Origin of the sequence: Pantoea sp. CCBC3-3-1, from assembly GCF_007981265.1 — a bacterium.
In the GTDB taxonomy this organism is placed as follows: domain Bacteria; phylum Pseudomonadota; class Gammaproteobacteria; order Enterobacterales; family Enterobacteriaceae; genus Erwinia.
Window position 1 is genome coordinate 213,096 of the sequence record NZ_CP034363.1, and the last position, 12,450, is coordinate 225,545.

The following is a 12,450-nucleotide window of genomic DNA, read 5'->3' on the forward strand; positions in this document are numbered from 1 at the left end:
TGACGTTATGCCTCTGATGGTCGTTCCAGTTGTTATTCGTTGCGACGATACGGCAGCGATTCGCGGGCTTCCTCAGCCCATGCTTCGACGCCCTGACGTTCCTGCTGGAGATAATCCGCCACGGCGTCATGCAGGCCGTCGTGCCGTAAATAGTGCCAGGATTCAGTAATGACAGGCTCAAATCCCCGCACCAGCTTGTGTTCTCCCTGCGCACCCGCATCAAAACGCCGTAAGCCGTTAGCGATGGCATAATCCATACCCTGGTAAAAACAGGTTTCAAAATGCAGCCGGTCGAACTCTGCCAGGCAACCCCAGTAGCGACCATAAAACGTCTGGTTGTCCACCAGGCTGAACGCCATCGCCACCGGCAGGCCGTTTTGCGTTGCCAACACCACGCGAATGGCATTGGGCATTCTTTCCGCGAGCAGGCTGAAAAATTGCCGCGTCAGATAGGGGCGTTGACCGCGTACGGCATAGGTGTTGCTGTAGCAGGCGTAAACAAAGTCCCAGTGCGCTTCGCTAAGCTGATGCCCCACTAAAAAAGTGAACTCAAACCCCTGGCTGGCGACCAGCTCGCGCTCTTTACGAATTTGTTTGCGCTTGCGTGACATCAGCGTGTCCAGGAAGTCCTGGAAATCACGATAGCCCGGATTGTGCCAGTGATACTGGCAGCCGAAGCGCGGCAGCCAGCGAGGCGCGTTTGCCAACAAATCGTGGGTCTGCGCATTAGCGAAATTGATATGGGCGCTGTGGAGCTGGCGCTGATGCAGAAAGTCTGGAAGGCTGTGCAGCAGTTTTTTTGCGGCATCTGCCTCGCCCAGCAGGCGTGCACCAGTCACCGGACTGAACGGGACGGCAGCCAGCCATTTGGGATAATAAGGTAGTCCGGCCCGCTGACAGGCATCGGCCCAGGCATGATCAAAAACGTACTCGCCTCGCGAATGGCTTTTACGGTAGCCGGGCAGAGCCGCACGCGGCTCGCCGTTGTCCATCCACAGTAGATGTTCTGGCTGCCAGCCAGTGCCTTTGCCGACACAGCCGCTCTCTTCCAGCGTGCTGAGAAACGCGTGGCGGAGAAAAGGTTGGTCGTCAGGCGTAAGAGCATCCCACTGACTGGCGGAAAGGTCTGCCAGGTTGGGCAAGAGGACTAGCGACACAGGCGCACTCCATCTTCACGACGGGTAAGGGCTACCCGATTAACCACGAAAGGCTAAAGTGAAGGTTTTGCGCGAGAAGATCAACGTCTTCTGGTGCTGCCGCGCGAGGCGGCAGCATGAAGGATCACAGTTGGTGCGGCGGCGTAACCTCGCTAAGCCGCTGTCCGTCGCCCCGATCTTCAGGTATATCGCCGCCAACGCGTACGATCGGCCCCATCACAAACAGGAAGCACAGCGCCGCAACCACGCAGTGTGCACCGACAAACACCAGTCCCATACTGTAGTTGCCGGTCAGCGCGACCAGATAGCCAAACATAATTGGCGTGATGATACCGGCAATATTACCGACACAGTTGAAGATAGCACCCGCCAGGCCTACCGCTTCTTTCGGCGCGGTATCGCTGATCACGGCCCAGGTGCCAGCACCGGCCGCCACGCCTTTGCCATAAAAAGCGAAAGACATAATGGCAATCACCCAGAAGTTGCTGTTGGCGACAGCGGCAGCAATCAGCGTCGCCGCCATTAACATGCCAACAATATAAGGCGTCTTCCGCGCCCAGGAAACGGACCAGCCAATCCGAATCAAATAGTCAGAAATGATGCCGCCAGAGATGCCGCCGGCAAAACCAAACAGCGCTGGCGCGATGGTGGCAAAACCGGCATGCAGGATATCCATGCCGCGATCCTGTACCAAATAAATAGGGAACCAGGTAATAAAGAAGTAGCTCAGCGCAATGGTGCAATACTGGCCAATATAGGCGCACCACAACATTCGGTTGGTCAGTAGCTTACGAAACGTCTCGCGTGAGAGCCGTGATTTATCTTTACGCTGTTCGGCAGCATCAATATCAATCAGCCCACCGCCCGCCACAATATGGTCAAGCTCCTGTTGTGAAACGCTGGGATGTGTGCCGGGTTCCTTCATGTACCACATCCAGGCAAAAAAGGCGCCGATACCCATCATTCCTAATACAAAGAAAGGCCATGGCCAGCCAAACTCCGAGACCAGCCAGCCGGAGAGTGGCGAAAAAATGCCGACGGCAAAATACTGTGATGAGGCAAAAAGCGAAGAGGCCCGCCCGCGTTCGGCTTTCGGGAACCACATAATCGCTACGCGCGCATTGGCTGGAAAACTTGGCGCTTCAATCAGTCCCAGCGCAAAACGTAACGTAAACATAATGATCAATGCGCTGGTCAGGCCGTTGGCAAACTCACCGACAAAGCCCATCGCCAGCGTGGAGATCGACCACAGCACCAGCGTAATGCCATACACTTTTTTCGTCCCGAAGCGATCGAGAAACAGGCCACCCGGGATTTGACCAATTACATAAGCCCAGCTGAAAGCCGAGAGGATAAACCCTAACTGCACCGGCGACAGGCCAAATTCATCCTTAATGGCACCGCCAGCGATGGAAAGAATGGAGCGATCGGCATAAGCAATAACGGACAAAAATAATATCAGCATCAATATCCACACGCGTACGTGCGATCCGTGTTTGGCAGTCATAGTGATTACCCTTTTTTTCTTCATCGCCGGGATGAAAGAAGATGGCAGTCATTAGCAAGAACCGATCTCAGCTAAATCAGCGGCAGGTGAGAGAGGAAAGCAGCTGCTAACAGTCGTTTCCTCAACTATAGGAGGCCGTTTCGTGACGGGTCATTGTGCTGTTGTTGGAATTTTTCGGCAGATTTAACAGCAATTTCGGCAGGCGGCACAAAGCCAGTTGAAGCGCCTCACATTCCTGACCTCAGGGGGTTTGGCAAAAAAAATCATTTATGGGAATGTGGTCTGCGTCCGGTTTTAAGCGTGCAGACTCTTCTATGAGCGGCCAAAGGATTATGGCTCTATCATCATCGGGCCAGCGATACGCAACACGTTGTAGAACCAGGTTTTGGCGGTGATATCGCCTATCTCCGTATGGGCATACAGGAAAACTTCCTGATTTGGCACGTGAAACGGCAGCTCCAGCATACGACCATTGCCGCGGCGGGCGTAGATTTTAGCGGCGCTGGAAGGCAGCGTGACCAGCAGCTCACTGGACGCGATCAGCTCACCCAACGCGGCAAAATGCGGCACTTCGACAGCGACGTGGCGTTCAATGCCGTACTCTTTCAACCGGTCCTCGACGATATGGTGACCGCTGGTGGCGGAAACAATAACGTGCTGTTCCTGCATATATTCTTCCAGAGAGAGCTGCTCGCCAATGCGCGGATGATCGACGTTGAGCAGGCAGACATAGCGCTCATAAACCATCAGCTCGCGCTGAGCAGAAGAGATCGATTCACTACGACTGCACAAAGCCGCGTCAATTCTGCCTGTCAGCAGCCATTCATCCAGCCTGTTCATATCAACCGGAATAACTTCCAGTTCAATATGAGGCGCCACACGGCGTAAATGTGTGACCAGTTTCGGCAGCAACAGCAGTTCACCCAGATCCGATAAAGCCAGGCGAAATTTGTGACGTGATGTCGCTGGGGAAAACGTGCGGGTTTCCGCCACGGCTTTTTCGATGCCCGTCAGCGATTTTTTAAACACCTTATAGAGCTGAACGGCTGTTGGCGTAGGTTCCATGCCTTTTCGACTGCGCTTAAACAGTTCGTCGTTGGTCTCGTTGCGTAAGCGGGCAAGCGCGTAACTTGCTGAAGGCTGGGTAATATAAAGACGATCTGCGGCCCCACTGACGCTACGCGTTTCGTAGATGGCGGTGAACACGCGGACCAGATTCAGATCTAACATAATAGCCTCTATAGATACTATCTATAAACGGAGATTCAAATTATCTATTTGAACTATTTTAAGCTTCTTTATACCATTCCAGCCATCAAATTTTGATATGTTACGTAATTTTTTGCATATTCAAAATTTACTATAAAAAACAAAAAGATACATTATTCCATCGTGGCATGCCGGTCGCACACTATGCAGTGTCGCCGGAGCAGGAGAGAGCAAGTGAAAGGTGAAATCGTAGAAGTCATCATCGACTGGATCGAAGCACATCTGGATGATGGTTTAAATATTGAAGCCGTAGCCGCACGATCGGGCTATTCAAAATGGCATCTTCAGCGCGCTTTTAAAGAAAAAAAAGGCATGACGCTGGGCAGTTTTATCCGCTGTCGCCGGCTGGATGAAGCCGCGAAAAGCCTGGTCAGCTCGCACAAAACCATTATGACGATTTCCATGGATCTGGGCTTCTCATCGCAACAGTGTTTTCAGCGCGTCTTTAAAAAACATTTTAACGTTACGCCAAGAGACTACCGTAACTTGCATCGCGAGCTGCACTAGGTTAGCGGCAGCCGGGCACCCCCCTTTTCTGAGCTGCAATCAAAATGAAAAAAATCCTTTCTCTCCTTATCACTGTGTTGATGAGCAGTTCCTGTCTTGGCGCTGGCGGCGGGCCAATGCGCGTAGTGTTTGCTGAATGTGAACACTGCACTGCGCCCGTTAGTGCCGGTAATGAGATGGGGGAGGGTATTACTGGCTATGAGCGGCAGGTACAGCGCGGGCTGGAGCCAGCGATGAAGAGCGCTCAGCGAAGTAGCGCCAGGTAAAATCCAGCAAGTTCGACGTGGCAACCATGAAAAATTTAACATTTCATCAGGTATACTGTGCCGGTGTTGAATTGCTTACGGGTTGCTATGGAACGTTTTACTGAGAATCTGATATACGCTGCGCGCTGGCTGCTGGCGCCTATTTACCTTGGGTTGTCCCTTGGACTGCTGGCGTTAGCGATCAAGTTTTTCCAGGAAGTTTTTCACCTGTTGCCCAACGTGCTGGCTATGGCCGAGAACGATTTAGTGCTGGTGCTGCTGTCGATGATTGACCTGACGCTGGTCGGCGGCCTGCTGGTGATGGTGATGCTTTCCGGCTATGAAAACTTTGTCTCCAAGCTGGATATCTCCGAGCACAAGGAAAAACTGAGCTGGTTGGGGAAAATGGATTCCGGCTCGCTGAAAAATAAAGTTGCCGCGTCGATTGTGGCTATCTCTTCTATACACCTGCTGCGGGTGTTTATGGATGCCAGAAATATCCCTGATAATAAGCTGATGTGGTACGTCATTATCCATCTGGCTTTTGTTCTGTCTGCCTTTGTCATGGGCTATCTTGATGGCATGTCGCGCAGAGAGAAAAACAGCAGTCATTAATATCAAACTGCCCGCATCCGCGGGCAGTTTTCCTGCTTTTTAACGCCTTCCGCTAATTTTACTTGCCTGATACAGGGCAGATCGCATAAAAAACCGGTAACGCGCCTGTTTCTGTGACAGAAACCTTTTGCGTAAAAGCCCCCGGCACTTCTGTTATACCCGTTAATGACCTCGCGGCCATCTGCTGCGCGGCCTGTAGCTAATTTCTTATTGAGGACAGCGATGTCAGATGATTAGTCGTCGTCGGTTAATGCTGGGTACTGGCGCAACGCTGTTGGCGATGACCACCGGAAAACTTTTCGCCAGAGAGGATATTATTCCGCTTTGGCAGGATGAGCCACCTGGCGGCGGTGGGCCCAGCGGAGAGCTGCGCGTTTCCACAAACGGTTCATGGTCGAATATCGTTAGTCCGGCTATTCAGCGCTTCCAGCCGGAAAACCCGAACGGCTCTGCGGTATTAATTGCTGCCGGCGGCGGCTATCGCTGGATAGGGATGGGTGGTGAAGCCTGGCCTGTCGCTCGCTGGCTAAACGCTCGCGGCTATACAGCTTACGTGCTGAGTTACCGCTTACCTCACGAAAAATGGCGAGCCGGGCGACTGGCCCCGTTGCAGGATGCGCAGCGGGCGATCAGGCTGGTACGTTCAATGGAGCGGAAAGTCCATCTGTTAGGCTTTTCCGCTGGCGGCCATCTGATGGGGATGGCGGCAGCGCGGCCAGATTTTGCCACCTATAAGCCGGAAGACTCTCTGGATCTGATTCGTCCTGTGGTCGACACCGCAGCGCTAATCTATCCGGTTATTACGCTCGAACCGCCTTACACGCATACTAATACCTACCTGGAAATGCTGGGTAAAAATGCGTCGCCGGCTGATGAAGCGAGCTGGTCAGTAGAAAACTACGTAACGCGCCAGTTTCCGCCGACGTTTTTAGCACAGGCCGAGGACGATCATGTGTCGAATCCGCATAATACACAAATTATGCACGATACCTGTCGGCGGATGGGCGTACCGGTTGAGCAGATTAAAATTACTCGCGGTGGGCATGGTTTTGGTTTAGGCAGGGCAGGATCGCCTGCGGCGATCTGGGATGAAGCCTATTCGATTTGGCTTGCGGCACGTCGCTAAACGAGAGAATGCCACCTCCGGCAGAGGTGGCCAGCCGCTATTTTCGCAATCTGACCAGGTCAACCGCATGATTGACGCTTTTGGTCATAATCAGGCTCGCCCGCTCACGCGTTGGCAGAATATTCTCTTTCAGGTTCATCAGATTGATCTCTTCCCACAGCTGTGTGGCAACACCTACCGCTTCGTCGGCGGGTAATTTCGCGTAGTGATGGAAATAGGAATCCGGATCGGTAAACGCACCCTGACGGAATTTCAGAAAACGATTGATATACCAGTGGCGCAGCAAATCCTCAGGCGCATCAACATAGATAGAGAAGTCGACAAAGTCTGAGACAAAGACGTGATGCGGATCGTGGGGATAATCCATTCCGCTCTGCAAAACGTTCAGCCCTTCCAGAATCAAAATATCGGGCTGCTGTACCGTTTTGTCCCCTTCAGGAATGACGTCGTAAATCAGGTGTGAATAAACAGGTGCAGTGACCTGCGAAGCGCCTGATTTCAACTCAGAGACAAAATTGACCAGCCGGTGCATGTCGTAAGATTGTGGGAACCCCTTCTTTTTCATCAGCCCGCGCTCTTTTAACACCTCGTTAGGGTGCAAAAAGCCATCGGTGGTGATGAGCTCAACGCGACGATGCTCCGGCCAGCGGCTCAGTAACGCCTGTAACACACGCGCCGTGGTGCTTTTTCCTACGGCTACGCTACCGGCGATACTGATGATATAGGGGATCTTCTGTCCGTTTGTACCCAGGAACTGTTCCAGCACCGCCTGACGGCGTAGATTTGAACTGATATAGAAGTTCAGCAGACGTGAGAGCGGCAGATAAATCTCCGCCACTTCATCTATAGAGAGATCTTCGTTAATCCCTTCAAGCTGCGCAATTTCATCTTCACTCAGCGTCATCGGCACGGAATCACGCAACGCGGCCCATTGCGAACGGTTAAATTGCAGATAGGGTGTAGTCAACAAGGAGTCTTTTTTACTCATATGCATGCTTCTGCCAGCAAGAATTAGCCCGTCGTAACGTCAGAACTGCCGGTAAAGAAGGGAAAATCCCATTTTACGTACGCACTAAGGTAAATTTCAGAAAACAATAGGCAGGAGGTTAACACCACACGGCAAGTAATCAGAAGTAAAAATATAACCTGCGGACGCAAACGTAACGGCTCCCGCATTTATTGAATAATTCGCTGGCAATCATCTCGCTAACCTGATTAACCGCAAAGTCAGTCATGCCTTCTCTGACTGCAATCCGTTTTTAGCCACCCTTCATGGGATAAAAGAAAATCGGGCGTCTAAAAAACAGGCAGTTGAACCTTTCATATTGAGGAGTTAAAGCAATAAAACGCCTGATGGAAGGAATCCTCATAAGAGAAAAGAGGAAGGATGCGTACTTCGGCGTGAAAAAGCCTGCATGAAAAAAGCGCCGTAATGCTGCATATTTGAACGATATTGCAGGTCGGAAGCGCTAATTTGCGAAGAATCGCACAAATAGTAGCCATAAGGACTTTTATCGCAATTTTTTTGTTGCATCCCGCCGCCAGTCTTCCTAGAATGCGCTCCACTTGATGCCGGCTTAGCTCAGTTGGTAGAGCAACTGACTTGTAATCAGTAGGTCACCAGTTCGATTCCGGTAGCCGGCACCATCAAGTAACGAAGTACCCCTGGTGGGGTTCCCGAGCGGCCAAAGGGAGCAGACTGTAAATCTGCCGTCATCGACTTCGAAGGTTCGAATCCTTCCCCCACCACCATTTCGGCCTCGCAGTTTGAGGTTGCAAATGCAGATTTCAGACTGAGCTCAAGCACAGTCAGAGTCATCAAGCAAATGCGGGTTGACTCGAATAGCTGGGAAACTTTTTCAGCTGTTCACAAGCTACAGACAGAACAGGTAGCCGAGTTCCAGGATGCGGGCATCGTATAATGGCTATTACCTCAGCCTTCCAAGCTGATGATGCGGGTTCGATTCCCGCTGCCCGCTCCAAGCCGTGCTGATATGGCTCAGTTGGTAGAGCGCACCCTTGGTAAGGGTGAGGTCCCCAGTTCGACTCTGGGTATCAGCACCACTTCTAAATCTCCCTCCCTGATTCTTCTCTGTACGTTAAAATTCAACAGTTCAGGCGCTGCCTGGTTGATGTGGTGATATCACCGATTTATCCGTGTCTTAGAGGGACAAGCGATGTCTAAAGAAAAATTTGAACGTTCCAAACCGCACGTCAACGTTGGTACTATCGGCCACGTTGACCACGGTAAAACTACCCTGACTGCTGCTATCACCACCGTTCTGGCTAAAACCTACGGCGGTTCTGCTCGTGCATTCGACCAGATCGATAACGCGCCAGAAGAAAAAGCTCGTGGTATCACCATCAACACTTCTCACGTTGAATATGACACCCCAACTCGCCACTACGCGCACGTTGACTGCCCAGGCCACGCCGACTATGTGAAAAACATGATCACCGGTGCTGCTCAGATGGACGGCGCGATCCTGGTTGTTGCTGCGACTGATGGCCCAATGCCTCAGACCCGTGAGCACATCCTGCTGGGTCGTCAGGTTGGCGTTCCATTCATCATCGTGTTCATGAACAAATGTGACATGGTTGATGACGAAGAGCTGCTGGAACTGGTTGAGATGGAAGTGCGTGAGCTGCTGTCTGCTTATGATTTCCCTGGTGATGACCTGCCAATCGTTCGCGGTTCTGCACTGAAAGCACTGCAGGGCGAAGCTGAGTGGGAAGCTAAGATCATCGAGCTGGCTGGTCACCTGGATACCTACATCCCAGAACCAGAGCGCGCAATTGACAAGCCGTTCCTGCTGCCAATCGAAGACGTATTCTCTATCTCTGGCCGTGGTACCGTTGTTACCGGTCGTGTAGAGCGCGGTATCGTTAAAGTGGGTGAAGAAGTTGAAATCGTTGGTATCAAAGATACCGTGAAATCAACCTGTACCGGCGTTGAAATGTTCCGTAAGCTGCTGGACGAAGGCCGTGCGGGTGAGAACTGTGGTATCCTGCTGCGTGGTATCAAGCGCGAAGATATCCAGCGTGGTCAGGTTCTGGCTAAGCCAGGCTCAATCAAGCCACACACCAAGTTCGAATCTGAAGTGTACATCCTGTCCAAAGACGAAGGCGGCCGTCATACTCCGTTCTTCAAAGGCTACCGTCCACAGTTCTACTTCCGTACAACTGACGTGACCGGTACCATCGAACTGCCAGAAGGCGTTGAGATGGTAATGCCTGGCGACAACATTCAGATGGTTGTTACCCTGATCCATCCAATCGCGATGGACGACGGTCTGCGTTTCGCAATCCGTGAAGGCGGCCGTACTGTTGGTGCCGGCGTTGTCGCTAAAGTTATCGCTTAATCGCTGATAATATTTGACGCAACGTACAAGAAGAGGGCATCATTTGATGCCCTTTTTGCACGCTGTAACATAGAACCTGGCTCATCAGTGATTTTCAGCCATAATCATTGCTGAGGCAGGCTCTGTAGCACGGCGTTATATGCCGAGTTTCGCCTGACAGCATTATTCGGTTCGGTTGCCGCGTAAAACGCGGCAAAATAGTTTCTGATTTATTGTGGCAGGTTGGTTTATGAGTGCTAATACCGAAGCTCAAGGGAGCGGGCGCGGCCTGGAAGCGATAAAGTGGACAGGTGTGGCATTGCTGCTGATCGTAGCTGTCGTAGGCAACTACTATTATCGTGAAGTTACCCTCCCACTGCGCGCGCTGGCCGTAGTAATCCTGATCGCAGCAGCAGGTGGCATTGCGCTGCTGACGACGAAAGGCAAAGCAACGCTGGCTTTTGCCCGCGAAGCGCGCACTGAAGTTCGCAAGGTTATTTGGCCTACTCGTCAGGAAACGTTGCACACCACGTTAATCGTTGCCGCGGTCACTGCCGTGATGTCACTGATTTTGTGGGGACTGGATGGTATTCTGGTCCGTCTCGTCTCGTTTATCACTGGCCTGAGGTTCTGAGATGTCTGAAGCTCCAAAAAAGCGCTGGTACGTCGTTCAGGCGTTTTCCGGCTTTGAAGGCCGTGTAGCCCAGTCGCTGCGCGAGCATATCAAATTACATAACATGGAAGAACTCTTTGGCGAAGTCATGGTTCCAACCGAAGAAGTGGTTGAGATCCGTGGTGGCCAGCGTCGCAAGAGCGAGCGCAAGTTCTTCCCAGGCTATGTACTGGTACAAATGGTCATGAACGATGCAAGCTGGCACTTAGTGCGCAGCGTGCCGCGCGTCATGGGATTCATTGGTGGTACCTCCGATCGTCCGGCACCTATTAGCGATAAAGAAGTCGACGCGATCATGAACCGCCTGCAGTCTGCTGGCGATAAGCCACGTCCGAAAACCCTGTTTGAGCCGGGTGAAATGGTCCGTGTTAATGACGGTCCGTTTGCTGACTTCAACGGCGTGGTTGAAGAAGTGGATTATGAAAAAAGCCGCCTGAAAGTTTCCGTTTCCATCTTTGGCCGTGCAACGCCGGTTGAGCTGGACTTTGGACAGGTTGAGAAAAGCTGATAAGCAGGCATAGCCAACTTACCTGATTAAAAAGTAAGCCTGGCGATGCAATATCAGTTGCGAGAGGCGCGAAATTGCCCTACAATTTCGCGCCTTTTGTTTTTATGCGCTTTAGCGCGTGAATATTAATTACGGGGAGCTCCTTCTGGAGCGATCGCACCCAATAGAGGAATTATCATGGCTAAGAAAGTACAAGCCTACGTCAAGCTGCAGGTTGCAGCCGGTATGGCAAACCCAAGCCCACCAGTGGGTCCAGCGCTGGGTCAGCAAGGCGTTAACATCATGGAATTCTGTAAAGCGTTTAACGCAAAAACAGAATCCCTGGAAAAAGGTCTGCCAACTCCGGTTGTTATTACCGTTTATTCTGACCGTTCTTTCACCTTCGTTACCAAAACGCCTCCAGCAGCAGTTCTGCTGAAGAAAGCGGCGGGTATCAAGTCTGGTTCCGGCAAGCCGAACAAAGACAAAGTAGGTAAAGTATCACGTGCTCAGGTACGTGAAATCGCAGAAACCAAAGCTGCGGACATGACTGGTTCTGACGTTGAAGCGATGACTCGCTCCATCGAAGGTACTGCTCGTTCCATGGGCCTGGTAGTAGAGGACTAAGAAATGGCTAAGCTGACCAAGCGCATGCGCGTGATCCGTGACAAAGTTGATGCAACTAAACAGTATGACATCAACGAAGCTGTTGCTCTGCTGAAGGAACTGGCGACTGCTAAGTTCGTAGAAAGCGTTGACGTAGCTGTAAATCTGGGCATTGATGCTCGTAAATCCGATCAGAACGTTCGCGGTGCAACTGTACTGCCACACGGTACTGGCCGTTCCGTTCGCGTTGCCGTATTTACCCAGGGTGCAAACGCTGAAGCTGCTAAAGCTGCAGGCGCTGAACTGGTAGGTATGGAAGATCTGGCTGACCAGATCAAAAAAGGCGAAATGAACTTTGACGTTGTTATCGCATCTCCAGATGCAATGCGCGTTGTTGGCCAGCTGGGTCAGGTTCTGGGCCCACGTGGTCTGATGCCAAACCCGAAAGTTGGCACCGTAACCCCTAACGTTGCAGAAGCGGTTAAGAACGCTAAAGCAGGTCAGGTTCGTTACCGTAACGACAAAAACGGCATCATCCATACCACTATCGGTAAGGTTGATTTCGATGCAGATAAACTGAAAGAAAACCTGGAATCCCTGCTGGTTGCGCTGAAAAAAGCAAAACCATCTCAGGCGAAAGGCGTTTTCATCAAGAAAGTTAGCCTCTCCACCACTATGGGTGCAGGCGTTGCAGTTGATCAGGCTGGCCTGAACGCTGCTGCTAACTAATCTGCTTTACGCGGGCGAAATTTTCGACTAGAATCTTACGCCCGTTGTTCTGTTAATATACAGAACCCCTATTCAAGCCAGTCGGACTGAGACAAGGCGGCAAAAAAGTGAATCGTCAGGAGCATAGCTCGCTATGTGACTGAGGTGAGCGAGAGCAGCCAACGCAGTATCAGTTCGAATGGGGCAGG

The 12,450-nt window shown here is 51.7% G+C and carries 13 protein-coding genes and 4 tRNA genes; 13 read left to right on the forward strand and 4 right to left on the reverse strand.

The window, feature by feature from the left end:
* Window positions 1–32: 32 nt before the first annotated feature.
* The 3 genes from EHV07_RS00810 to EHV07_RS00820 form a co-directional block, all read right to left on the reverse strand.
* Window positions 33–1,157: a GNAT family N-acetyltransferase gene (locus tag EHV07_RS00810; RefSeq protein WP_147193945.1), complete on the reverse strand. Its 1,125-nt coding sequence runs from the start codon at window positions 1,155–1,157 to the stop codon at window positions 33–35.
* Window positions 1,158–1,281: 124 nt separating this feature from the next.
* The gene (locus tag EHV07_RS00815) at window positions 1,282–2,664 is read right to left on the reverse strand and encodes an MFS transporter (protein ID WP_147193947.1); all 1,383 of its coding nucleotides are present in this window, start codon (window positions 2,662–2,664) and stop codon (window positions 1,282–1,284) included.
* A gap of 330 nt (window positions 2,665–2,994) precedes the next feature.
* Window positions 2,995–3,894: a LysR family transcriptional regulator gene (locus EHV07_RS00820; RefSeq protein WP_147193950.1), complete on the reverse strand. Its 900-nt coding sequence runs from the start codon at window positions 3,892–3,894 to the stop codon at window positions 2,995–2,997.
* 213 nt (window positions 3,895–4,107) lie between these two features.
* Between EHV07_RS00820 and EHV07_RS00825 the strand changes: the two genes are divergently transcribed.
* From EHV07_RS00825 to EHV07_RS00840, 4 genes are all read left to right on the forward strand, one after another.
* Window positions 4,108–4,440: a helix-turn-helix domain-containing protein gene (locus tag EHV07_RS00825; protein WP_147193953.1), complete on the forward strand. Its 333-nt coding sequence runs from the start codon at window positions 4,108–4,110 to the stop codon at window positions 4,438–4,440.
* 44 nt (window positions 4,441–4,484) lie between these two features.
* Window positions 4,485–4,706 carry a hypothetical protein gene (locus tag EHV07_RS00830; RefSeq protein ID WP_147193955.1) on the forward strand — a complete coding sequence of 74 codons (222 nt, stop codon included), beginning with the start codon at window positions 4,485–4,487 and terminating at the stop codon, window positions 4,704–4,706.
* 87 nt (window positions 4,707–4,793) lie between these two features.
* Window positions 4,794–5,300, forward strand: a complete 507-nt coding sequence (locus tag EHV07_RS00835) for a TIGR00645 family protein (RefSeq protein ID WP_147193958.1) — start codon at window positions 4,794–4,796, stop codon at window positions 5,298–5,300.
* A gap of 229 nt (window positions 5,301–5,529) precedes the next feature.
* Window positions 5,530–6,426 (forward strand): alpha/beta hydrolase, encoded by an 897-nt coding sequence (locus tag EHV07_RS00840; RefSeq protein ID WP_147193960.1) that lies wholly within the window; start codon window positions 5,530–5,532, stop codon window positions 6,424–6,426.
* Window positions 6,427–6,463: 37 nt separating this feature from the next.
* Here the strand turns inward: EHV07_RS00840 and coaA are convergent, their stop codons facing one another.
* Complete coding sequence (coaA, locus tag EHV07_RS00845) at window positions 6,464–7,414, reverse strand: type I pantothenate kinase (protein WP_147193962.1); 951 nt, start codon at window positions 7,412–7,414, stop codon at window positions 6,464–6,466.
* Window positions 7,415–7,997: 583 nt separating this feature from the next.
* Here coaA and EHV07_RS00850 point away from each other — a divergent pair.
* From EHV07_RS00850 to rplA, 9 genes are all read left to right on the forward strand, one after another.
* Window positions 7,998–8,073, forward strand: a tRNA-Thr gene (locus EHV07_RS00850).
* 20 nt (window positions 8,074–8,093) lie between these two features.
* Window positions 8,094–8,178: transfer RNA gene (locus EHV07_RS00855), tRNA-Tyr, on the forward strand.
* A 155-nt stretch (window positions 8,179–8,333) separates the two neighbouring features.
* Window positions 8,334–8,408, forward strand: a tRNA-Gly gene (locus EHV07_RS00860).
* Between the two features lie 6 nt (window positions 8,409–8,414).
* A tRNA-Thr gene (locus tag EHV07_RS00865) sits at window positions 8,415–8,490 on the forward strand.
* A gap of 113 nt (window positions 8,491–8,603) precedes the next feature.
* Entirely contained in the window at window positions 8,604–9,788 is a 1,185-nt protein-coding gene (gene tuf, locus EHV07_RS00870; protein WP_147193965.1) for an elongation factor Tu, read from the forward strand.
* 229 nt (window positions 9,789–10,017) lie between these two features.
* Window positions 10,018–10,401, forward strand: coding sequence for a preprotein translocase subunit SecE (gene secE / locus EHV07_RS00875; RefSeq protein WP_147193967.1), 384 nt, complete (start codon window positions 10,018–10,020; stop codon window positions 10,399–10,401).
* A gap of 1 nt (window position 10,402) precedes the next feature.
* Window positions 10,403–10,948, forward strand: coding sequence for a transcription termination/antitermination protein NusG (nusG, locus tag EHV07_RS00880; RefSeq protein WP_147193969.1), 546 nt, complete (start codon window positions 10,403–10,405; stop codon window positions 10,946–10,948).
* Window positions 10,949–11,125: 177 nt separating this feature from the next.
* The gene (gene rplK, locus EHV07_RS00885) at window positions 11,126–11,554 is read left to right on the forward strand and encodes a 50S ribosomal protein L11 (RefSeq protein ID WP_007886298.1); all 429 of its coding nucleotides are present in this window, start codon (window positions 11,126–11,128) and stop codon (window positions 11,552–11,554) included.
* Window positions 11,555–11,557: 3 nt separating this feature from the next.
* Window positions 11,558–12,262, forward strand: a complete 705-nt coding sequence (gene rplA / locus EHV07_RS00890) for a 50S ribosomal protein L1 (RefSeq protein ID WP_147193972.1) — start codon at window positions 11,558–11,560, stop codon at window positions 12,260–12,262.
* Window positions 12,263–12,450 lie beyond the last annotated feature (188 nt).